Origin of the sequence: Streptomyces sp. NPDC020681 (assembly GCF_044334895.1) — a bacterium.
GTDB lineage: Bacteria > Actinomycetota > Actinomycetes > Streptomycetales > Streptomycetaceae > Streptomyces.
This window is the reverse complement of sequence record NZ_JBIRTX010000002.1, coordinates 331,388-352,796: the sequence shown is the minus strand read 5'-3', so window position 1 is coordinate 352,796 and position 21,409 is coordinate 331,388. Positions and strand designations below refer to the sequence as shown.

The window sequence follows — 21,409 nt, the reverse complement described above, 5'->3', positions numbered from 1 at the left end:
CCGGGGTGAGGTTTCGCTCACGGTTTTGCACCTTGTTGCAAAAACATCTCGCGGCCGCTACAACAGAAAGCGACCGACCCCGCCCGAGGAGGCCTCCGCGATGCCCGAGACGACAACCCCGTACCCCCATCTCCTGCGCCCCCTCGACCTCGGTTTCACCACGCTCCCCAACCGGGTCCTGATGGGCTCCATGCACGTCGGGCTCGAGGAGGCGGAGAACGGGTTCGAGCGGATGGCCGCCTTCTACGCCGCCCGCGCCCGCGGCGGCGTCGGGCTCATCGTCACCGGCGGCATCGCGCCCAATGACCGGGGACGGCCGTACGAGGGCGGCGCCAAGCTCACCACCGAGGCCGAGGCGGAGGGCCACCGGACCGTGACGGACGCCGTGCATGCCGCGGGCGGCCGGATCGCGATGCAGATCCTGCACTTCGGGCGGTACGCGTACCACGCCGATCTTGTCGCGCCGAGCGCCATCCAGGCGCCGATCAGCCCGTTCGTCCCGCATGCGCTCACCGACGACGAGGTCGAGGAGACGATCGAGGACTTCGTCCGGGCGGCCGCGCTCGCGCAGTCCGCCGGGTACGACGGCGTCGAGATCATGGGCTCCGAGGGCTACTTCATCAACGAGTTCATCGCGAGCGCCACCAACCACCGCACCGACCGCTGGGGCGGCTCGTACGAGAACCGCATCCGGCTGCCGCTGGAGATCGTCCGCCGCACCCGTGAGCGCGTCGGCGCCGAATTCATCCTGATCTACCGGCTCTCCATGCTCGATCTCGTGCCCGGCGGCTCCTCGCTCGACGAGGTCGTCACGCTCGCCAAGGAGATCGAGGCGGCCGGAGCGACGATCATCAACACCGGGATCGGCTGGCACGAGGCCCGTATCCCGACCATCGCGACCTCGGTGCCGCGCGGCGCGTACAGCTGGGTGACGAAGAAGCTGATGGGCTCGGTGTCCGTGCCGCTCGTCACCAGCAACCGCATCAACACCCCCGAGATCGCCGAGCAGTTGCTCGCCGACGGCCGTGCGGACATGGTGTCGCTGGCGCGTCCGTTCCTCGCCGACCCGGACTTCGTCGCCAAGGCGGAGGCGGACCGCGCCGACACCATCAACACCTGCATCGGCTGCAACCAGGCCTGCCTGGACCACACCTTCAGCGGCAAGCTCACCTCCTGCCTGGTCAATCCGCGCGCGTGCAACGAGACCGAGCTGGTGCTGTTCCCGACCCGGCGGCGCTTGCGCGTCGCCGTCGTCGGCGCCGGTCCCGCCGGGCTCGCCTGCGCGGTCTCGGCGGCCGAACGCGGCCACGAGGTCACGCTCTTCGACGCGGCCGACGAGATCGGCGGGCAGCTGAACATCGCCAAGCGGATCCCGGGCAAGGAGGAGTTCAACGAGACGCTGCGGTACTTCCGTACGCAGCTCGACACGCACGGCGTGCAACTCCGCCTCGGTGTCCGCGTCGACGCGGACACCTTCGAGTCCGGCGCGTACGACGAGATCGTGGTCGCCACCGGCGTCAGCCCGCGCATCCCCGAGATCCCGGGCGTCGACCACCCGAGCGTCCTCAGCTATCTCGACGTCCTGCGCGACGGCGCTCCGGTCGGCGAGCGGGTCGCGGTCGTCGGCGCGGGCGGCATCGGCTTCGACGTCGCCGAGTTCCTCACCGACGCCGGGGAGGGCGCGAGCCTCGACGCCGAGACGTACTTCCGGCAGTGGGGCGTCGACACCTCCTACAGCGCGCCGGGCGGGCTGACCGAGCCGAAGCGGACCGCGCCGCCGCGTTCCGTGCATCTGTTGCAGCGCAAGAGCAGCAAGGTCGGCGCCGGCCTCGGCAAGACGACGGGCTGGATCCACCGGACGGAGCTCAAGCACCGCGGCGTGACGATGACGGCCGGGGCGACGTACGAGCGGATCGACGACGACGGGCTGCATGTCACGGTGGACGGCACCACCACCGTCCTGCCCGTCGACACGGTCGTGCTGTGCACGGGTCAGGAGCCGCAGCGCGGACTGTACGAGGAACTGGCCGCGGCCGGCCGTTCCGTGCATCTCATCGGCGGCGCGGACGTGGCGGCCGAGCTGGACGCGAAGCGCGCCATCGACCAGGGCACCCGGCTGGCGGCGGCGCTCTAGGTCGTGTCCGCAACGTCTCGCCTGGCCTGCGACGCCCTGCACGCACGCTCGCTGCGTTGCCGATACGCCCAAGTAGCTCCGCTACGAGGGCGCACCGGCGCCTTGCGATCGCACGCACCGGACGCCGCATGCCCCGCCCTTCGGGCGGACGGCGATACTTTGCCGACACTCCCTAGCGCCTGTCGTCCGAACCTAGGATCGGGCCATGTCCCTGCCGCACGCGATCCTCACTGCGCTGCTCGAAAAGCCCTCTTCGGGTCTGGAGCTGACCCGCCGTTTCGACAAGTCGATCGGCTACTTCTGGTCGGCCACGCACCAGCAGATCTACCGCGAGCTGGGCAAGCTGGAGCAGGCCGGCCAGATCCGCGCACTGCCGGCGGCGCAGCCGACCCGCGGGCAGAAGAAGGAGTACGAGGTGCTGCCCGCGGGCCGCGCCGAGCTGACCGCATGGGTGGCCAGGGCCGAGGACCCGAGGCCGGTCCGCGATCCGCTGCTGCTGCGGCTGCGCGCGGCGGGCGTGGTCGGCAGCGCGGGAATGGCCGCGGAGCTGGAACGTCATCTCGCGCTGCACAAGCGGCAGTTGGAGCAGTATCTGGCGATCGAGGAACGCGACTTCCCGGCGGAACGGCAGGGCACCGAGCAGGACCGGCTGCGGCACATCGTGCTGCGCGGCGGCATCGAGCTGGAGACGTTCTGGACGAAGTGGCTGACCGAGGCGCTGGCGGAGTTTCCCACGCGGACGGTGTGAAGCGTCTCGAAGAGGTCGCCGGGTTGCGGCAACCTAGGCTGCCGCCGCGGCCCGCCCCACCGGGACGGAGTACTCCGGAGTGCGGGTCCCGACCGGCCGTGAGAACGTCGCCGCGTGATGGTTTCCTTGATCGCCGTCTTCACCACGGCCGCGCTCGCCATGCTGGCGACTTCTGCTCTCCGCCTATCCCGTGCCGGCGGCGGCGACCCGTCCGCCGAGGCGCGCTCGGTGACGCTCGCGCTGTACGGGTGCCTGGTCGCCGTCCTCGCTCTGGGCCTGTTCGTCACGCAGACGTAGTGCGCAGGCGATGGCTGGTGAACCAGTTCGTGGCCAGATCCGCGACCTGGTCCAGAGCGCCCGGTTCCTCGAAGAGGTGCGTGGCGCCGGGAACGATCTCCAGCCGGTTCTCGCAGCGCAGTTCGGCCTGGGCGTGCCGGTTGAGTTCGAGCACCAGCGTGTCGCGGCCGCCCACGACGAGCAGCGTCGGGGCGCGGACCTCGGAGAGGTGTTCACCCGCCAGGTCGGGGCGGCCGCCGCGGGAGACGACGGCGGCGATGTCCGCGTCGGCGGACGCGGCCGCCGCCAGTGCCGCCGCGGCTCCGGTGCTCGCACCGAAGTAGGCGATCGGGACGGACTCGCGGGTGCGCAGCCAGTCGGTGGCGCCGGCGAGACGGCGGGCCAGCGTCGCGATGTCGAAGACATTGGCCCGGTCGGCTTCCTCGGCCGGTGTGAGCAGGTCGAAGAGCAGCGTGCCGAGGCCCGCGCGGTTCAGTGCCCCGGCCACCTTCCGGTTGCGCGGGCTGTGCCGGCTGCTGCCGGAGCCGTGGGCGAACATCACCATCTCCTCCGCGCCCTCCGGCCTGCTGAGGTCCCCGGCCAGCCGGACCCCGTCCGCATCCAGCTCCACCGCGGTCTCGATGCTGCCCGCCTCAGGCGCGGTGGCCTGCGCGAGCAGCGCGACGACCTCCTCGTCCGGGGTCTGCGAGAAGTCCTGGTACCACTCGCCCACCGCACGGAACAGGCGTGGCGTGGACAGGCACACCACCTCGTCCGCCTCGGCGCGCAGCCGCTCGACCGCGTCCGGCGGCGCGACCGGCACGGCCAGCACCACGCGGGCCGCGCCCTGTGCCCGTACGACCTCGCAGGCGGCCGAGGCCGTCGCGCCGGTGGCGATGCCGTCGTCCACGACGATCACGGTCCGGCCGCCGGTCGCCACTCGCGGCCGGTCCGCCCGGAACCGCTTCGCCTGCCGCCCGAGCTCGGCCTCCTCGGCCCGCTCGACCGCGTCGAGCTCGTCCCGCCCGACCCGGCTGAGCGCGACGATGTCCTCGCTGATGACCCGTACGCCGCCCTCGCCGATCGCGCCGTACCCGAGCTCCCGGTGGTACGGGACGCCGAGCTTGCGGACGACGATCACATCGAGCGGTGCGCCGAGTGCCCGCGCCACCTCGAAGGCCACCGGGACTCCGCCGCGGGGCAGCCCCAGGACGACGGGCTTCTCCGTCTGTAGGTGCCGGAGCGCTTCGGCGAGCCGAAGCCCGGCATCGGTGCGATCGGTGAACAGCACAGTGGTTCACCCCCAACCCAGGGGAGACAGGAACCACGCTCGTACCGTCTCTCCCACCAGCCTAAGCCTGTCTGCTGAGGCGGGCATGCAGCTCGCGGGTGTGGTCCAGCCGGCGAACCGGACCGGTCAGGGTGACGCCGAGGGTGAGCCGGCGCGGATCGAGCTGGGCACGCGGCTGGTGGTCAGGAACAGCACGGCCGCGGTCCGGCCCGCGGCGCAGTGACGCCAGGTCCGGCCCGGTTGCGCCTCAGAGCCAGCCGTTGCGGCGGAAGGCGCGGTGGATGACGACGCAGGCGGTCGCCATGACGCCGAGGACGAGGTAGTAGCCGTACGTCCAGCGCAGCTCCGGCATGTGCTCGAAGTTCATGCCGTACACACCGCAGACCATCGTCGGCACGGCGACGATCGCCGCCCATGCCGTGATCTTGCGCATGTCCTCGTTCTGGGCGACGGTCACCTGCGCGAGGTGCGCCTGGAGAATGGAGTCGAGCAGTCCGTCGAAGGCGGTGATCTGCTCGTTGATCCGGGCCAGATGGTCGACGACATCACGGAAGTACGGCTGTATGTCGGGGCCGACCGGCGGCAGTTGGGTCGTGGCCAGTGTCCACAGCGGCCGGTCCAGCGGCCCGACGGCCCGCTTCAGCTCCAGCAGTTCGCGCTTGAGCTGGTAGATCCGGCCGGCGTCGCCGCGGCCGGCCTGTTCGCTGAAGACGGTGGTCTCGACGTCGTCGATGTCCGTCTGCACGGCGTCGACAACGGCGAGATAGTCGTCCACGACCTGGTCGGCGATGGCGTGCAGCACGGCGGCCGGGCCCTTCGCCAGCTGCTCGGGCACGGCCTCCAGGGCCTCGCGGAGCGGTCCGAGGGAGCCGTGTCTGCCGTGGCGGACGGTGATCACGAAGTCGGAGCCCACGAAGACCATGAGTTCACCGGTGTCGACCACCTCGCTGTGGGCGGTGAGTTCGTCGTGCTCGACATACCGGCAGGTCTTGAAGACGGCGAACAGTGAGCCGGCGCTCTTGCCGATGCCTTCGTACCGCTCCACCTTGGGCCGCTGATGCGCCTGCACCGCGTCCTCGACGGCGAGCGGATGCAGCCCGAACAGCTCGGCGATCCCGGCGAACTCGGCCTCGGTCGGCTCGAAGAGCCCGATCCAGACGAACGCGCGTCCGGACTTGCGGACCAGGCGCAGCGCCTCGTCGGCCGGGGGCTGGCCTGGTTGGCGCACACCGTCCTCGTAGATCACGCAGTTGACCACCGAACTGCCCAGCGGCGAACGGGCGGGGTGGCTCAGATCCACGGTACGGCGGTAGGCGCGGCGCATCACGCGGCGCAGCTTGCGGATCATGGGCACGGCGGTGGCTCCTTCGGACGACCGAGCCCAAGTCTGCCACCGGTCGCCGGGCGGACCGTAAGGCCCACCCGGCGGTCGGGATTCAGGACACCGCAACTACCCGCAGGTCAGCTGGGGGCCCGCCCAGTCGGCGTGGTCGTAGTTGCCGCCGTCGGTGGCGTCCGTGACGGACAGCCTCAGTTCGAGGCCGCCCGTGAGGTCCGCCGTCAGCGGCCTGGCCGTGTCCGCGCCCGTGACGCGGCCGCTGTCCGCGGCCAGTGTGCCGTCGCGGTAGATCCGGAAGACGACCGAGCCGTTGGATCCGCCCGACTCGTCGTCGACGCCGACGTTCACGGTGAGCCGGGAGCACGTGCCGCCGAGGTAGTACGTCACGTCGCTCGGTGCGTGGGTGCCGAGGCCCTTGGCGTAGGTGGTGCCGCCTATGGTGAGCGTGCGGCCGTCGCCGGCCGGCTGCTCGCCGTTGCTGCGGTCCCGCTCGACCGGACCCCAGCCGCCCACCGCCGCGCTCCACGCCAGGTCGCTCAGCGCGTGCGTGCCGGCCGACGGGCCGTTTCCGCAGGCCAGTTCGGCGTCGGCCCAGTCGGCGTGGTCGTAGTCGATGCCGTCGCCGCCGTCGGTGACGACCAGCCGCAGTTTGGCCGCGCCACTGAGGTCCGCGGTGAGCCGCGTCGGCGGATCGCTCGCCCTGCGCACTCCGCTGTCCGCGACCAACGCGTCGTCCCGGTAGATCTGGAACACCACGGACCCGCCCGCCGTCGACTCGTCGTCCACCCCGACGTCGACGCTCAACGACCGGCATGCGCCGCCCAGGTGGTACGTCACGTCGCTCGGTGCGTGGGTGCCGAGGCCCTTGGCGTAGGTGGTGCCGCCGATGGTGAGCGTGCGGCCGTCGCCGCCCGTCTGCTCGCCGTTGCTGCGGTCGCGCTCGACCGGACCCCAGCCGTTCGCCGCCGATGTCCACGGCAGATCGCTGAGCTGGTTGACCCCGGTCGGCGGCGGCACCGGACTGCCCGGAGTCACGCGGTACATGACCGTGCCGTGCGCGGGCACCGAGGCGCTGATGGCACCCGTCGTGGTGCTGGTCTGCTTGGTCCAGAGGTCCTTGAGCGCGTACGAGGACGCGCCGCCGAGCCCGATCGCGTCGGCGGTCGTCGAGATCGTCCTCGCCGATGTCGTCTCGTTCGTCAGCGTCACCGAACGGCTGCCGTCGGCCAGCGGTTTGGACATCACGACCAGACCGCCGGAGCTGGAGACCACCGTGCCCTGCTTGCCGAGGCTGTCCTGGTCGACGGCGATGACGTCGGTGTTCTTCAGGATCGCCAGGGTCGCGGGCGAGGCGCTGCGCAGATCGCTGCCGATGAGCAGCGGCGCGGCCATCTGCGCCCAGAGGCTGAAGTGCGTGCGGTACTCGGTGTCGGTCATGCCGCCGTTGCCGACCTCGAGCATGTCGGGGTCGTTCCACGCGCCGGGCTTGGCGTACGGCGCGAGCGGCTGGTTCCGGTGGGCGATATTGATCATGCTGGTCCAGGAGTCGGAGATGTCACCGGTGGTGCGCCAGGAATTGCCGTACTCCGCGGCCCAGTTCCAGGGCTGGTTCTCGCCCCACTCGCAGATGCTGTAGAGGATCGGCCGGCCGGTGGCCTTCAGCGCGTCGGCCATGGCCTTGTAGCGCTGCCGGGCGTCGGCGCCGGTGTTGTTGCAGTTGTCGTACTTCAGGTAGTCCACGCCCCAGGACGCCCAGAGGTTGGCGTCCTGCTGCTCGTGTCCGAGGCCGCCGGGGAAGCCCTGTACGTCACAGGTCTTGGTGCCTGCGCTGGAGTAGATCCCGAACTTGAGGCCCTTGGAGTGCACATAGTCCGCGACGGCCTTGATGCCGTTCGGGAAGCGGACCGGGTCGGGAACGAGATTGCCGCTCGCGTCGCGGTTCGGCAGGGCCCAGCAGTCGTCGATGTTGACGTAGGTGTAGCCGGCGTCCTTGAGGCCCTGGGTCACGAAGGCATCGGCGACGCCCTTGACCATGGCTTCGTTGAACTCGGCGCGGCAGTGGGTGGAGTTCCAGTTGTTGAAGCCCATCTGGGGCGTACGGGCAAGGCCGTTGTCGGCGGCGGGTGCCGCGGGTGCCGCGGGCGCGGCGGGTGTCGCGGGGGCTTCGGCCGCGGCGGCCTGGGTGGTCACGAGCGCGCCGGCGGCCAGACCTAAGGCCGCGGCGACGCCAACGAGGCGTTGTCGGAAGGGTCTGATGGAGTGTCGTTCGGTTCGCACGTGCGGCTCCGTGGGGTGAATGTCGCACACAAGTAAACGGGGACGAACGAAAGTCACCACATCCCAGCGCCAAGGCCGGTACATGTCAATACATCCGTCAGGGCGGGAGCTCGGCGGGCCCGCCGTAAGACTTTCGTCACCGGTCATCCGCAGCCGATCGTGCTCCGCGTCGCGTTGAATCGGGCAGGAGAACGCACACGCACATGATCTGGGGGACGAGAGACATGCGAGCCATTCTGAGGCGGCCGGTGGTCATCGGGCTGCTCGTGCTGGGCCTGGTCGCGGCCGGTTTCGGAGCCCTGTGGTTCCAGCCGTGGAAGCTCTGGGTCGACGAGACCGTACGAGAGGAACTGCCGGCCGCCGCCGCGCCTGCGGCACAGGACCAAGGCGCCGCGGCCGCGGCACCGCGGACCGTCGCGGCGGGCGAGCTGATCAGCCATGAGCACAGGACGACCGGCTCCATCAAGATCGTGCGCCTGGCCGACGGTTCACACGTCCTGCGGCTGGAGAACCTCGACACCAGCAACGGCCCGGCCCTGCGCGTCCTGCTCGCGGACGCGCCGGTGAAGGAGGGCCGGGCCGGCTGGCACGTGTTCGACGACAAGTCGCACCTCAGCCTCGGCGAGCTGAAGGGCAACAAGGGCGACCAGAACTACGCGCTGCCGAGGGACGTCGACCTGTCCGACTACAACAGCGTGAGCATCTGGTGCGACCGCTTCGACGTCTCCTTCGGGGCGGCCGAACTCTCCCGCGTCTAGGTCGTGTCCGCAAAGTCTCGCCTGGCATGCGACGCCCTGCACGCACGCTCGCTGCGTTGCCGATACGCCCAAGTAGCTCCGCTACGAGGGCGCACCGGCGCCTTGCGATCGCACGCACCGGACGCCGCATGCCCCGCCCTCCGGGCGGACGGCGATACTTTGACGACACTCCCTAGGGCCTGTCGTGCCCGGGCGCCGGTGCGCGGTCCCAGCTCATCCGGGACCACGGCAGCGCCAGCTCCGCCTGGGACGACACCGCACGCGGCGCGAAGTCCTCGATGCGGCCGGCCTCCCGGTGGCGGGCGAACACCGAGTCCACATAGCGGTGGCCGGTGTCGGCGGCGATGAACAGCACCGTCCGCCCCGGCGCGCAGTCGCGCTCCCACCGGGCGGTGAGATACGCGGCCCCGGTGGACAGGCCGGCGAAGACCGCATGCCTGCGCAGCAGATCCACGCTGCCGGCGAGCGCCGCGTCGAAGGCGGTCCAGTGCACCGTGTCGTACAGATCATGATTGACATTGCCGAACGGAATGGAGCTGCCGATCCCGGCGATGATGATCTCGGGGTCGGCGACATGCTCGCTGCCGAACGTGACGCTGCCGAACGGCTGGACGCCCACCAGACCGACCCCCGGCGCACGCTCCCGCAGACAGCGGGCGAGCGCGCCGGTGGACGCCCCGGAGCCGACGCCGCCCACGACCGTGAGCTCGTCGGTGCCGGTCTCCTGGTGGATGCGGTCGGCGACGGCCCGGTATCCGAGATAGTGGATGTCGTCGTGGTACTGGCGCATCCAGTGGTAGTCCGGGTGCTCGCGCAGGATCTCCCGCACGCGTGCGACCCGCCGCTTCTGGTCGAGCTTCAGGTCGCTGCACGGCTCCATCTGTTCCAACGTCGCGCCCAGCACCGCGAGTTGAGTGCGCAGCGTGTGGTCGACGGTGGTCGAGCCGACGATGTGGCAGCGCATCCCGTAGCGGTGGCAGGCCAGTGCGAGCGCGTAGGCGTAGATACCGCTGGAGCTGTCGAGCAGCGTGTCGCCGCGGCGGACGGCTCCGGTGTCGAGCAGGTGCCGTACCGCGGCGAGTGCGGAGACGACCTTCATGGTCTCAAAGCGCAGACATATGAGCCGGTCGTCGAGGCGTATCAGGTCCGGCCGGCCGATCGACTCCGCGATGTGCTCGTCCATCGCGCCGTTCGGCCGCGCGCCCAGTTGCTGATCCATCCGGGATCTCCTCGGTGGTGGTGAAGGTCGTGAAGGTCCGGGTGACGGGAATGCCGTTGCTGTTCAGCGCGTGTACGCAGTGCCGCATCCGGCGGCGCAGGCCCGAACCAGCCGGGTCGAACAGCAGCCCGGCCACATTGCCGCTGTGCGCGATCTGCACTCCTGTCGCGCCGGTCCGCCGCGCGACATGGCGGAGTGTGTCGAACTCGGCATGGCGCAGCGTCCGTTGGCCGCGTTTCGCGCTGGCCGTGCAGACGTGTCCGAGCAGTGCCGGATCGCGGTCGGCGATCGCCCGCCGGAGCGCCGAGCGCAGCTGCTCGAAGGCCTGTACCTCCTCGTCGTCGTAACGTCGGGCGGGCAGCGACAGGGTGTCCACAGGCCGCCCGCCGCCGAGCGTGCAGCCGACCACGACGACCGGCGGCAGCGCCTCGCCGAGCACTTCCAGGACGTGTCCCTCGCGCTGGGCGAACAGCACCGGCCGCCCGTCGAGCATCAGCGGATCGGACGCCCGCTCGGCGCGGACCGCGAGTGCGGCGATGGTTTGGGGCGGCAGCCGCAGTCCGTACGCGTCCGCGACCGCGCGCACCGCGGCGATGACATCGCTGCTGGACGAGCCCATGCCCAGACCGACGGGTACGTCGGCGGTCAGCCGCAACTCACCACCGCAGGCCGGGCCACCGAGGAGCCGCACGCACTCCTCGACGGCGAGGCCCGCGGCCCGCAGCGCCTTGGTGCGGTCGGCCGGTACGACCGAGAGGTCCGTGCCCGGCCGGCGTACGAACTCGGCCGTCGTGCCGAGTCCGTACATCGGCAGCGTGACCAGGCCGGCGCGGCGCCGCCCGCGGCCGTCGAGGAAGACGCCCTGCAGGATCTCGCCGTGGTGACAGGACGCGTACCCCCTGCCGCGGCTCACGACATCGGCGCCGGCACGGCGGGTGTCCGCCGTCATGAGCCGCTGGTGGCGCGGTAGCGGTACAGCGCCGTCGGCTCGGCGCTGAACTGGGAGAACGGGAACGGCTCCGCGGACAGCGCGGTCACCCCGTGGCCGAGGAAGGCACGGGCCACCGCGCTGCCGGTCTGTGCGTAGACGACCAGCGGCAGCTCGCTGTCGCGGCAGCGCGTGAGGATCGTGTCGAACGAGCCGTTGCTGAGCGTCATTCCGGTGGCGACAACCGCATCGGCCCGCTCCAGCACCTCGTCCATGTCCTTGGTGACCGGGTCGCCCCACTGCGTCGTGCGGAGGTTGAAGTCGCACGGCAGCGGCACCCCGCCGCGCTCACGGATCGCCGCCACCAGCGGATTGACGACACCGATCAGCGCGACCTTCGCGCCGTCCCGGATGTCGAGGAGCCCGGCGACGGCCTCGTCCCGGGCACGCGCCCGAACTTCCGGCGGCCCGGCGGGCAGCGCCACCGGCTCGGCGTCACCGGCCGCACCGGCATCCCGGTGCGGGCGCGTCTCGGCGAGATACGCGTCGAGCGCGGCGATCCGCAGCGGGCGGGGCGCTTCCCGCAGCAGTACGTCCATGGTGATGCCGGACGAGTCGCGACAGATCGCCGGATCGATCTCACCAGCCTCGAAGGCACAGCCGCCGAAGGAGCCGCCGAGCCGTACGAGGACGTACTGGTTGAGGTAGGTGGTGTCGCCGCCCGCCAGTCGCGTGCCGTGATGTATCCAGAACACGCTGGTCGCGGTCAGCTCGGCGGGCGGCGTCCCGAGCTCTCCGGCCAGTACGGCGGTCAGCAGCTCGTCGACGTTCTTCACTGGGACTCCTTGTGGGGCTTGTTGAGCTCGTTGAAAAGGGAGGCTCGGGGCGCGACGCCGCGGTAGGCGACCGCCGGATTGCCGAGGGTGTCCGGGCCGATCTCCGCGTCCACTTCGAAGACTTCGGCGAGCAGCTCCGGCGTCAGCACGTCCTTCGGCGGGCCGGCGGCGACCAGCCGACCGCGGTGCATCAGCAGCAGCCGGTCGCAGTACCGCGCGGCCAGCGACAGATCGTGCAGCGCGACCAGCACGGTCTGATCGGTGCCGGCCAGCAGATCCATCAGCTCCAGCTGGTGCCGTACGTCGAGGTGGTTGGTCGGCTCGTCCAGCAGGACGGCATACGGCTGCTGGGCCAGGGCCCGTGCGATATGGGCGCGTTGACGCTCGCCGCCGGACAGCGCCTTCCACTCGCGTGTGGCGAGCGCGGTGAGTCCGACCCGGTCGAGCGCGGCCGCGACGACCGCGCGGTCGGCGGCGCCCTGGCCGCGCCAGCGGTCCCGGAACGGGGTGCGGCCGAGGCCGACGACGTCGGCGACGCGCAGATCGCTGTCGATGTCCGCGGCCTGTTCGACGAAGGCGACGTGCTGCGCGATCCGGCGCGCGCTCCACTCCCGTATCGGTTCGCCGTCGTAGCGGACCGTGCCTGCGGACGGGGCGCGCAGACCCGCGATGCAGCGCAACAGCGAGGACTTTCCCGACCCGTTGGGCCCGAGCAGTGCGACGGTCTCGCCGGGTGCGATGTCCAGGCCGACATCGCGTACGACGGTCGTGCCGTCCACCGACCAGCTCAGTCGTTCCGCGCTGATCCTCACAGCTCACCTCGCTTGCGCAGGACGAGCAGGAACAGCGGCACGCCGAGCAGCGCCGTGAACACTCCGACGGGGACCTCCTGCGGCGCGAACGCGACCCGGGCGAGAGCGTCCGTCCACACCAGGAAGACCGCGCCGGCCAGCGCCGAGTACGGCAGCAGCGTCCGGTGCAGCGGCCCCGTCAGGAAGCGGATGCCGTGCGGCACGATCAGCCCGACGAAGCCGATCGCGCCGACGGAGGCGACGGCCACGGCGGTCAGGACCGCGGTCACCACAAGCAGCACGGCACGCGTCGCGCGTACGTCGATGCCCAGCGAGGACGCGGTGTCGGCGCCGAACGAGAAACTGTCGAGCGCGTTCGCGTACAGCCAGACCACGGCGAGCCCGGCCAGCGTGACGGCGGCGCAGACGGCGACGGAGTCCCAGCGGGACGGGGCCATCGAGCCGAGCAGCCAGTGCGTGATCGCGCGGGTGCTGTCCGCGTCGCCCGCGGCCATCAGCACCAGCGAGGTCAGCGCGGTGAAGAGCTGGCCGACGACCACTCCGGTCAGCACGATCCGCATCGAGTCCAGGCCGGAGCGCCGCAGCAGCAGCATCAGCAGCCCGAACGACAGCAGCGCGCCGGCGAACGCCCCGCCCGCCACGCCCAGCGAGCCCGCCCCGATGCCGAGGACGACCACCGCCACGGCCCCGGTCGAGGCTCCCGACGACACTCCGAGCAGATACGGGTCGGCGAGCGCGTTGCGGGTCACGGCCTGCAGCACGGCGCCGCACACCGCGAGCGAAGCGCCGACCAGCGCCGCCATCAGCACGCGCGGCAGGCGCAGATCCCAGATCAGCGAGTCGACGAGCCGCGGCAACGGCTCGACGTCCAGGCCGAGACGGAAGCCGAAGGTCCTGGCCACGTCGGCGTATCCGATGTCGGTGGTGCCGACGCGTACGGACACCGCGACGGACGCGAGCAGCGCCGCCGCGCCGAGCAGGAACAGCGCGGCCTGCGACAGCGCCGAACGCCCGGTGGCCGGTACGGAGTCCCGTACGGGAACGGGCTCCGCGCGCGCCGCCGGATGCAGCAGATCCACCCTGGCCGGGACCGGAGAACTAGCGGACATACCCGAGGTCCTTCATGCCCTTCGCCAGCAGGCCAAGGGTGTTGACGGAGCGCACCGACGGGTCCATCTCGACACCGGGCACCTCGATGATCCGGTTCTCCCGCACCGCGGTCAGCTTCGACACCAGCGGGTCCTTGCGCATCAGCGCCCGCTTCTCGTCGGCGCTGTCGCCGGGCCGCCCGCGCTCGGAGAGGTCGCCGAGCACGATGAAGTCCGGGTCCCGCTCGGCGATCTCCTCCCAGGAGACCTCCGGCCAGTCCTCGGCAACGTCGTCGAAGGCGTTCTTCGCGCCTGCGATCGAGCTCATCGCGCTGGGCAGCGCGCTCTTTCCGGCCACGTACGGCGCGCCGTTGAAGACGGAGTACACCCACACGACGGTCGGCCTGTCCTTGACCTTCGCGCCGGCCGCGGCCGCCTTTTCGACGGCGGTCCGCTGCTCCTTCGCGAGCGCGGCGGCCCGGTCCTCGACGCCGAAGATCTTCCCGAGGTTCTCGTAGTCCTGGAAGAGCAGGTCGAACGGCGTGCTGCCGGGTCCGCTCTGCTCTGGGCACTCAACGGCGCTGACGTACGAGGGCACATCGAGCGAGCTCAGCTCCTCGCGGGTGCCCGCCCGGTCCTTCGCGTACAGATCGGCGAAGGACGCGACGACGACGTCAGGGGTGGCGGCGCGCAGCTGCTCGCCGGTGATGATCTTCGGGTTGAGCACCGGGACCTTCGCGTACGCGGCCCGGTACTGCTCCGGCATCTTCGTCTTCAGATTGGACGTGCCGGCCATCCGGTCGGTGAGGCCGAGTTCCAGCAGCGTCTCGGTCGCGCCCTGGTCCAGCGTGACGGCCCGCTGCGGCGGCTTGGCGAAGGACAGTTTCTGGCCGCAGCTGGTGACGGTCGTCTTCGCTGCGGCGGCGGCCTTGTCCGCCGGGCCGGAGCCGCCGGCCTGGGCCGAGCAGCCCGCTGTCGCGAGAACGAGTGCCAGGGCTGTGCCGATGCGGACGGGCTGACGCATGAATCCTCCGGTGGTTCGCGGACGCGCACCGGTCTGGAGCGACCGGAGGCAAGGGGTACTGTAACGGTAATCATTTTCATTAAGCTACCGACGGGAGCTCACACCGTGGCGACTTCGCCCGCACCGGCCGCCTCCAAGACCGAGCCGCCGCCCGCGCGTTCCGTCCTTCTCGACACCGCGTTCCTGCGGCTCTGGACAGGTACGACGGCCTCGGGTCTGGCCACCTGGGCACTGCCCTTCGTCCTCGGCCTCGCGGTCCTCGACCGGACGCTCTCGCCCGCCGCGCTCGGTCTGCTGCTCGCGGCCCGTACCGCCGGATTCCTCGCCGCGGTCGCCGTGGGCGGGGTGCTGGCCGACCGGCACTCACGCCGTGCGGTCGTCCTGTGGTCCGCGCTCGCCGCCGCGACCGCGGCTCCGCTGCTCGCCGCCGGGCTCGGCCGCTCGCTGCTGCTGATGGCCGCGGCCGCGGCGCTGGCCGGAGCGGGTCAGGGCGCGTGCCGGCCGGCGTTCCAGGCGCTCACCGCCGAGGTGGTGGACGGCGGGCGCAGGCAGCAGGCCAATGCCGCGATGACCCTGTCCGTACGGGTCACCACGCTCGCCGGACCCGCGCTGACCGCGCTGCTCGCCGTGGTGCTCGACATCCGGGCGCTGCTGCTCGGCATCGGTCTGCTCTGGCTGGTCGCGGCGCTCGTGCCGGGTCCCGGCCCGCAGGACGCGCCGGCCGGGCCGGTGCAACGCGCCTCGTTCCGGGCCGAGTTCATCGACGGCATACGCGAGGCCCGCAGGCATCCGTGGTTCCTGGCCGGTCTCGCCGCGCTCACCGCCGTCATCGCGACCGGATACTCCGCCACCGGCGTCGCCCTGCCGCTGATCAGCCGCGACCGGTACGACACCGAAGTGGTGCTCGCGGCGGCCATGACCGCCTACACCGTCGGCGCACTCGGCGGAGCGCTGGTGATCGCGCGCTGGCGGCCGCGCGCACAGGGCTGGGCGGCGTTCGCCGGGCTCGCTCTGTACGGATTCGCGCCGCTCAGTCTGATGCTGCCGGTGCATCCCGCCGTCGTGATCGGCGCGTACGCCGTCGCCGGAATCGGCATCGAACTCTTCAACGTGCCCTGGTTCACGGCCACTCAGCGAGAGGTCGAACCGGACAAACTGGCCCGGGTCTCCTCGCTGGACTTCATGCTCTCCTACGGTCTCGCCCCGGTCGGCCTCGCCCTGATCGCCCCGGCCATCGACGCCTTCGGAGTCCGCCCGGTGCTCGGGGCGTGCGCGCTGATCTGCTTCCTCGCACCGGCCGCGGCGGCCCTGGTGCCGACGGCCCGGAACTTCTCCCGTACTGAGGCGCGGACCGGGGCCGCGTCCGCCTGAACCGTCAGGCCCGGCGCCCGCCGGCCGACGCCGTGAGCGCTTCGAGCTGCCCGCCGGACGCCGTTCCCGGCACCGGCGCGAACCACAGCAGGCGCTGACGGCCGTCGTCCGTCGGCATGTTGTGGCAGTACACGTCGACGACGCCGAGCTCCGGGTGCACGATCCGCTTGCGGTCGCTGTGCCGCACGGCGACGTCGTGCGCCTTCCACAGGGCCGCGAACTCCTCGCTCTCCGCGCAGAGCCGGTTCATCAGCTCCGCGGTGGCCCGGTCGTTGCCGCGCCGGGCCAGCGCGGCGCGCAGATCCGTGGCGAACGCCCGCGACTGGGTGTCGTGGTCCTCCTGCGGATAGATGCCTCGGGAGTTCGGATCGGTGAACCACTGGTACGCGAAACTGCCCTGTGGCCAGGGGCCGATGTTGTGCGGGCCGAGCAACGCGGCGCCCAGGGCGTTCTGTTCGAGGACCTCGTGCAGATCCGTGATGATCAGCGCCGGGGTGTCGGCGAGCCGGTCGAGCAGATCGCGCAGCCGCGGACGGACCTGCTCGGTGGCGGGCGAGACCGGCGGCGCGTAGTCGGCCAGCCGGAACAGGTAGTCGCGCTCGTCGGCGGTCAGCCGCAGCGCGCGGGCCATCACGGTGAGCATCTGCTCGGAGGGCCGGGGGCCGCGGCCCTGTTCCAGCTCGATGTAGTAGTCGGTGGACATCCCGGAGAGCAGGGCGACCTCGTCGCGCCGCAGGCCGGAGACCCGGCGGCGGGTGCCTTCGGGCAGTCCCGCGTCGGCCGGACGGATCTTCGCCCTGCGGGTCTTGAGGAAGCTGCCGAGTTCCTTCCGGTCCATGGCGGAATCGTCACATCCTCTGATCGCGGTTGCCAGAGCCGATATCCGGGCGGATATCCGGGCCGACGTCCGAGCCGATGTCCGAGCCGACTGCGTGCAGCTCCTGGGTGCCGATCACGGTGAGCAGGCGCAGCAGATCGGCCGCCGGGCCGAGCGGCGGCGCGGTGAACCAGACCAGCCGCTGGCCGCCGTCCGCGGACAGCAGGCTGCCGCGGTCCAGCTCCAGCGGTCCGAGCGCGGGATGGACGAGCCGTACGCGGGCCGGTCCGTCGGCGGCGATGCGGGCCGTGGGCCGGTGGCCGAGCAGCGCCCGCGCCGGACCGTTGCGTACGAGCACCTCGTCGTCCCCCGTCGTGATCAGCGCCGGCAGGTCGGCGAGCCGGTCGAGCAGCGTGAGCAGGGCCGGTTCCACATGCCGTTCGAGCGCGGGCGTACGGCCGGTGAGCCGGAACAGCAGATCGTGCTCGTCCCGGTTCAGCCGCAGCGCGCGGGCCACTCCCGCGAGCGCGGCGGCGGACGGGCGGCGCTCATGGCCCTGCTCGATCCGGGCGTAGTAGCCGGGCGAGAGACCGGCGAGCCGCGCGACCTCGTCCCGCCGCAGGCCCGGCACACGGCGGCGGGGCCCGCCCGCCAGACCGACGTCGGCGGGACGCAGCGCTGCGCGGCGGGTCCGCACGAAGTGGCCGAGTTCCATGCCTTCGAGTGTCCGCGAGCGCGCGGATCCGAACCAGGTGGTGCCGTCCCCAGGGTAAGAAGCACTCTCGCTGCCGTCCGCCGCCGCGGGGATCGTCGATGTCACCAGCACCGACGACCCCTTCCGGAAGGACCGACACGATGACTACAGCGCCGGACAGCACTCGTGTGGCGATCGTGACCGGCGGCTCGCGCGGCATCGGCCGCCGTACCGCGGAACATCTCGCCGCGGGCGGCTACGCGGTCGCCATCGCGTACGCCGGGAACCAGGCGGAGGCCGAGTCCGCGGTCGCCGCGATCAGCGAGGCCGGCGGCCGGGCTCTGTCCGTGCGCGCCGACGTGGCCGACGAGAAGGCGGTGGAGGCGCTGTTCGACGCCGCCGAGCAGGCCTTCGGCGGCGTGGACGTGGTCGTGCACGCGGCCGGGACGATGGTCCTGGGGCCGCTGGCCGACTTCGACCTCGACGCGCTCGACCGGATGCACCGCACCAACATCCGCGGCACCTTCGTCGTCAACCAGCAGGCCGCGCGCCGGCTGCGCCCCGGCGGAGCGGTCATCAACTTCTCCACGTCGGTGCTCGGACTCAACATGCCGACGTACGCCGCCTACGCCGCGAGCAAGGGAGCCGTCGAGGCGCTGACCCTGATCCTCGCCCGTGAACTGCGCGGCAAGGACATCACGGTCAACGCCGTCGCACCCGGACCGACCGCCACCGCGCTGTTCCTCGACGGCAAGGACGAGGAGACCGTCGCGCGGATGGCCGCGCAGCCGCCGCTGGAACGCCTCGGCACGCCCGAGGACATCGCCGAGGTCGTCGCCTTCCTCGCCGGGCCCGGCCGCTGGATCAACGGCCAGGTCGTCCGCGCCAACGGCGGCATCGTCTGACCACCCCTGCACGACTGTGACCACCCCTGCACGACAACGTCGACAAGGAGCAACGAGCAATGAGCCGGACGATCCTCATCACCGGCGCGTCCAGCGGATTCGGTGCGCTCGCCGCGCGGGCCCTGGCCCGCGCCGGCCACACCGTGTACGCGGGCATGCGCGACCTCGCCGGCCGCAATGCGGCCCGGGCGGACGAGGCCGCCGTGTACGCCGCCGAGCACCGCGAAGACCTCCGTACGGTCGAACTCGACGTGCTCTCGCAGTCCTCCGTGGACGCCGCAGTCGAGCGTGTGCTCGCCGAGACGCCGGGCATCGACGTCGTCGTCCACAACGCCGGCCATATGGTCACCGGTCCGACAGAGGCCTTCACGCCGGAGGAGATCGCCGCCGTCTACGACACCAACGTCCTCGGCACCCAGCGCGTCAACCGCGCCGCCCTGCCGCGGCTGCGCGCCCAGGGCCACGGCCTGCTGCTCTGGGTCGGCTCCACCAGCACCCGCGGCGGCACTCCGCCGTATCTGGCCCCGTACTTCGCGGCGAAGGCGGCGATGGACGCGCTCGCCGTCAGCTACGCCGCCGAGCTGGCCCGCTTCGGCGTCGAGACGTCCATCGTGGTGCCCGGCGCCTTCACCTCCGGCACCAACCACTTCGCCAACGGCGGCCGCCCGGCCGACCAGAACACCGCGGCCGCGTACGAGAAGTTCTACGCCGGTCTGAACGAGCAGGTCGGGGCACGGCTCGCCGCGCTCGCGCCGCCGGACGCCGATGTGTCCGCCGTCGCCGACGCCATCGTCTCGGTGGTCGAAGCGCCGCGCGGGGAGCGCCCGTTCCGCGTCCATGTCGATCCCAGTGACGACGGTTCGCAGGAGGTCAGCGATGTCGCCGACCGCGTCCGGGCGCAGTTCCTCGACCGGCTCGGCCTCGCGGATCTGCTCACGCCGCGCGTGAGCTGACCGGGCGCCAGGGCGGTGCCCGGCATGCGCGCGCCGGCCGCCCGTGGTCGGATTCCAGAACGGGACCGGGAGGCGGAAGCGAGATCGGGAGCGGGAGGCGCCGGCGGTGACGACGCAGGAGATCCTCGCCGGCATCGGGCTGACCGTCGTGCTCGCCGCCGGGTCCCAGATCCTGGCGACGCTGCTCAGGATTCCGGCCATCATCGTCCTGCTCCCGGTCGGCTTCGCCGCCGGCGCGCTGACCGACGACATCGACCCCAACCGCCTGCTCGGCGACGCCTTCCCGCCGCTGGTCTCGCTCGCGGTGGCAGTCGTGCTGTACGACGCGGGCCTCGGCCTCGACCTGCGGAAACTGACCGGCCACACCCGCCGCGTCGTGGTCCGGCTGATCTGGATCGGCACACTCCTCACGACGGCCGTCGTCGCGTTCACCGCGGCGCCGCTCCTCGGCCTGTCCGACCGGGCGGCCCTCATGCTGGGCGCGATCCTCGTCGTCTCCGGGCCGACCGTGGTCGGACCGCTGCTGAGTTTCGTACGGCCTTCGGAGCGGCTGCAGCGCATCCTCGTCTGGGAGGGATCCCTGATCGACGCCGTGGGCGGCATCCTCGGCGCGCTGGTCTTCCACGCGGTGCTGAACGGCGGAAACGAGAGCGTGGGCCGTGTCGTGGGAGGTTTCGCGGTCAGCACCGCGATCGGTCTTGCCGGCGGCGCCGTCGGGGCCGCGGTGCTGTGGGTGCTGCTGACCCGGCTGCCGCTGGGCGAAGTGCTCGGCACATCCGCCCAGTTCGCCGCGGTCGTCGGGGTGGCCGCGCTCTGCGACGCCGTACGGGACGACACGGGACTCATCGCCGCCATCGTGATGGGCGTGGCGGTGGCGAATCTGCCGGGGCTGGACGTACCGGCCCGGCATCCGTTCTTCGAGACCCTGGTGACGCAGATCGTCGGACTGCTCTTCATCTCCATCTCCGCCACGGTCACTCCGGCCTCGCTGCGCCATGTGGTCCTGCCGACGCTGGTGCTGGTGGCGGTGCTGGTGTGCGTGGTCAGGCCGCTGGTGACCGCGGCGGCGACGTACGGCACCGATCTCGCGCGCGGCGAGCGGGCCTTCATCGGCTGGATGGCCCCGCGGGGCATCGTCGCCGCGTCCACGGCGTCGGCGTTCTCGGCGACACTCGCCGACAAGGGAGTGGGCGGGGCCACGAAGATCCTTCCGGCCACGTTCGTGGTGATCGTCGCGACGGTGACGCTCTACGGTCTGACCGCGGTCCCGGCGGCCCGCCGGCTGGGCGTCGTACGCAGCGCCCGCTCACGTCCGCTGCTGGTCGGCGGGGACATGTGGGTGGTGGAGCTGGGCAGCGCGCTGAAGGCGGCCGGGCTCGGCGTCGTGATGTGGGCGGGGGAGGAAGGCCGTCGCGAACGCATCGCCGGGGCGGGCCTCGAACTCGCCCCGGGCGAGCTGCTGGGCTACGCCACCGGCAAGGGCGCGGTCCTGGAAGGCATCACGTCCGTACTCCTGCTCACCGCGGACGACGACTTCAACGCGCTCGCCTCCGCCGTGCTCGGGTCCGACGACGAAGCCCCGCCGGTGTACCGGCTCGCGCACGCACCGCACGGCGGCGCGGTCGTCGCGCCTTTCACCGGCGACCGGACGGTCTTCGGCGACGAACTGCACGCCGCGGAAGTGTCCCGCCGTTACGCACAAGGCGCGCGCGTCGTCACCCGGCGCGGCGCGGACGGCGTCCCGGAGGCCCACGACCTGCTGTTCACGGTGGACGCTCAGGGCGCGCTCACTCCGGCGGCCGAAGCGCCGCAGATCAAGGACACGGACCTGCTGGTACTGCTGGGCCCACGCCGCCCGTAACCCCGGCCGTCACCGCGCGGGCCGTCACCCGACTGGCCGCCGCCGGATCGCCGCCCGTCCGCCTCCGCCGCAGGCTCG

Annotated in this window: 20 protein-coding genes; 9 read left to right on the top strand and 11 right to left on the bottom strand. The window is 71.7% G+C overall.

Annotated features, from left to right (window positions below):
• The first annotated feature begins 100 nt into the window (after positions 1-100).
• From ACH4YL_RS05200 to ACH4YL_RS05190, 3 genes are all read left to right on the top strand, one after another.
• Positions 101-2,134, top strand: a complete 2,034-nt coding sequence (locus ACH4YL_RS05200) for an FAD-dependent oxidoreductase (RefSeq protein ID WP_398504985.1) — start codon at positions 101-103, stop codon at positions 2,132-2,134.
• 205 nt (positions 2,135-2,339) lie between these two features.
• The gene (locus ACH4YL_RS05195; protein ID WP_398504983.1) at positions 2,340-2,882 is read left to right on the top strand and encodes a PadR family transcriptional regulator; all 543 of its coding nucleotides are present in this window, start codon (positions 2,340-2,342) and stop codon (positions 2,880-2,882) included.
• 117 nt (positions 2,883-2,999) lie between these two features.
• Entirely contained in the window at positions 3,000-3,179 is a 180-nt protein-coding gene (locus ACH4YL_RS05190; RefSeq protein ID WP_398505608.1) for a hypothetical protein, read from the top strand.
• Here the strand turns inward: ACH4YL_RS05190 and ACH4YL_RS05185 are convergent.
• Positions 3,166-4,449, bottom strand: a complete 1,284-nt coding sequence (locus ACH4YL_RS05185; protein WP_398504982.1) for an alpha/beta family hydrolase — start codon at positions 4,447-4,449, stop codon at positions 3,166-3,168. The genes ACH4YL_RS05190 and ACH4YL_RS05185 overlap by 14 nt on opposite strands.
• Positions 4,450-4,534: 85 nt before the next feature.
• On the opposite strand from ACH4YL_RS05185, the gene ACH4YL_RS05180 reads away from it, so the two are divergent.
• The gene (locus tag ACH4YL_RS05180; RefSeq protein ID WP_398504980.1) at positions 4,535-4,672 is read left to right on the top strand and encodes a hypothetical protein; all 138 of its coding nucleotides are present in this window, start codon (positions 4,535-4,537) and stop codon (positions 4,670-4,672) included.
• Positions 4,673-4,696: 24 nt separating this feature from the next.
• Here ACH4YL_RS05180 and ACH4YL_RS05175 read toward each other — a convergent pair whose 3' ends face one another.
• Together ACH4YL_RS05175 and ACH4YL_RS05170 are read right to left on the bottom strand one after the other, a co-directional pair.
• Positions 4,697-5,797, bottom strand: coding sequence for a magnesium and cobalt transport protein CorA (locus tag ACH4YL_RS05175; RefSeq protein WP_398505606.1), 1,101 nt, complete (start codon positions 5,795-5,797; stop codon positions 4,697-4,699).
• Positions 5,798-5,899: 102 nt separating this feature from the next.
• The gene (locus ACH4YL_RS05170; RefSeq protein WP_398504979.1) at positions 5,900-8,065 is read right to left on the bottom strand and encodes an NPCBM/NEW2 domain-containing protein; all 2,166 of its coding nucleotides are present in this window, start codon (positions 8,063-8,065) and stop codon (positions 5,900-5,902) included.
• A gap of 224 nt (positions 8,066-8,289) precedes the next feature.
• On the opposite strand from ACH4YL_RS05170, the gene ACH4YL_RS05165 reads away from it, so the two are divergent.
• A complete protein-coding gene (locus ACH4YL_RS05165) occupies positions 8,290-8,823 on the top strand; it encodes a DM13 domain-containing protein (protein WP_398504978.1) in 534 nt (177 codons plus the stop codon).
• Positions 8,824-8,995: 172 nt separating this feature from the next.
• Here ACH4YL_RS05165 and ACH4YL_RS05160 read toward each other — a convergent pair whose 3' ends face one another.
• Genes ACH4YL_RS05160 through ACH4YL_RS05135 form a run of 6 tightly spaced genes read right to left on the bottom strand, consistent with a single transcriptional unit; the run spans position 8,996 to position 14,730 of the window.
• A complete protein-coding gene (locus ACH4YL_RS05160; RefSeq protein ID WP_398505604.1) occupies positions 8,996-10,006 on the bottom strand; it encodes a pyridoxal-phosphate dependent enzyme in 1,011 nt (336 codons plus the stop codon).
• On the bottom strand, positions 9,927-10,991 hold the full coding sequence (locus ACH4YL_RS05155) for a GHMP kinase (protein ID WP_398504976.1): 1,065 nt from the start codon (positions 10,989-10,991) through the stop codon (positions 9,927-9,929). The genes ACH4YL_RS05160 and ACH4YL_RS05155 overlap by 80 nt, the downstream gene beginning before the upstream one ends.
• The gene (locus ACH4YL_RS05150) at positions 10,988-11,806 is read right to left on the bottom strand and encodes a Rossmann-like domain-containing protein (protein WP_398504974.1); all 819 of its coding nucleotides are present in this window, start codon (positions 11,804-11,806) and stop codon (positions 10,988-10,990) included. Before ACH4YL_RS05150 ends, ACH4YL_RS05155 begins: the two co-directional genes overlap by 4 nt.
• The gene (locus ACH4YL_RS05145; RefSeq protein ID WP_398504972.1) at positions 11,803-12,618 is read right to left on the bottom strand and encodes an ABC transporter ATP-binding protein; all 816 of its coding nucleotides are present in this window, start codon (positions 12,616-12,618) and stop codon (positions 11,803-11,805) included. The genes ACH4YL_RS05150 and ACH4YL_RS05145 overlap by 4 nt, the downstream gene beginning before the upstream one ends.
• Complete coding sequence (locus ACH4YL_RS05140; protein WP_398504970.1) at positions 12,615-13,727, bottom strand: FecCD family ABC transporter permease; 1,113 nt, start codon at positions 13,725-13,727, stop codon at positions 12,615-12,617. Before ACH4YL_RS05140 ends, ACH4YL_RS05145 begins: the two co-directional genes overlap by 4 nt.
• Positions 13,717-14,730 carry an ABC transporter substrate-binding protein gene (locus tag ACH4YL_RS05135; RefSeq protein WP_398504968.1) on the bottom strand — a complete coding sequence of 338 codons (1,014 nt, stop codon included), beginning with the start codon at positions 14,728-14,730 and terminating at the stop codon, positions 13,717-13,719. Before ACH4YL_RS05135 ends, ACH4YL_RS05140 begins: the two co-directional genes overlap by 11 nt.
• Positions 14,731-14,835: 105 nt before the next feature.
• Here ACH4YL_RS05135 and ACH4YL_RS05130 point away from each other — a divergent pair, with 105 nt between their 5' ends.
• Positions 14,836-16,101, top strand: a complete 1,266-nt coding sequence (locus tag ACH4YL_RS05130) for an MFS transporter (RefSeq protein WP_398504967.1) — start codon at positions 14,836-14,838, stop codon at positions 16,099-16,101.
• A 4-nt stretch (positions 16,102-16,105) separates the two neighbouring features.
• Here the strand turns inward: ACH4YL_RS05130 and ACH4YL_RS05125 are convergent, their stop codons facing one another.
• Together ACH4YL_RS05125 and ACH4YL_RS05120 are read right to left on the bottom strand one after the other, a co-directional pair.
• A complete protein-coding gene (locus ACH4YL_RS05125; RefSeq protein ID WP_398504965.1) occupies positions 16,106-16,939 on the bottom strand; it encodes a helix-turn-helix transcriptional regulator in 834 nt (277 codons plus the stop codon).
• A 10-nt stretch (positions 16,940-16,949) separates the two neighbouring features.
• Positions 16,950-17,633: a helix-turn-helix domain-containing protein gene (locus tag ACH4YL_RS05120; RefSeq protein WP_398505602.1), complete on the bottom strand. Its 684-nt coding sequence runs from the start codon at positions 17,631-17,633 to the stop codon at positions 16,950-16,952.
• A 140-nt stretch (positions 17,634-17,773) separates the two neighbouring features.
• On the opposite strand from ACH4YL_RS05120, the gene ACH4YL_RS05115 reads away from it, so the two are divergent.
• From ACH4YL_RS05115 to ACH4YL_RS05105, 3 genes are all read left to right on the top strand, one after another.
• Positions 17,774-18,517 (top strand): SDR family oxidoreductase, encoded by a 744-nt coding sequence (locus ACH4YL_RS05115; RefSeq protein WP_398504964.1) that lies wholly within the window; start codon positions 17,774-17,776, stop codon positions 18,515-18,517.
• A 59-nt stretch (positions 18,518-18,576) separates the two neighbouring features.
• Positions 18,577-19,470: an SDR family NAD(P)-dependent oxidoreductase gene (locus ACH4YL_RS05110; protein WP_398504962.1), complete on the top strand. Its 894-nt coding sequence runs from the start codon at positions 18,577-18,579 to the stop codon at positions 19,468-19,470.
• Between the two features lie 106 nt (positions 19,471-19,576).
• Complete coding sequence (locus ACH4YL_RS05105) at positions 19,577-21,331, top strand: cation:proton antiporter (RefSeq protein ID WP_398504960.1); 1,755 nt, start codon at positions 19,577-19,579, stop codon at positions 21,329-21,331.
• Positions 21,332-21,409 lie beyond the last annotated feature (78 nt).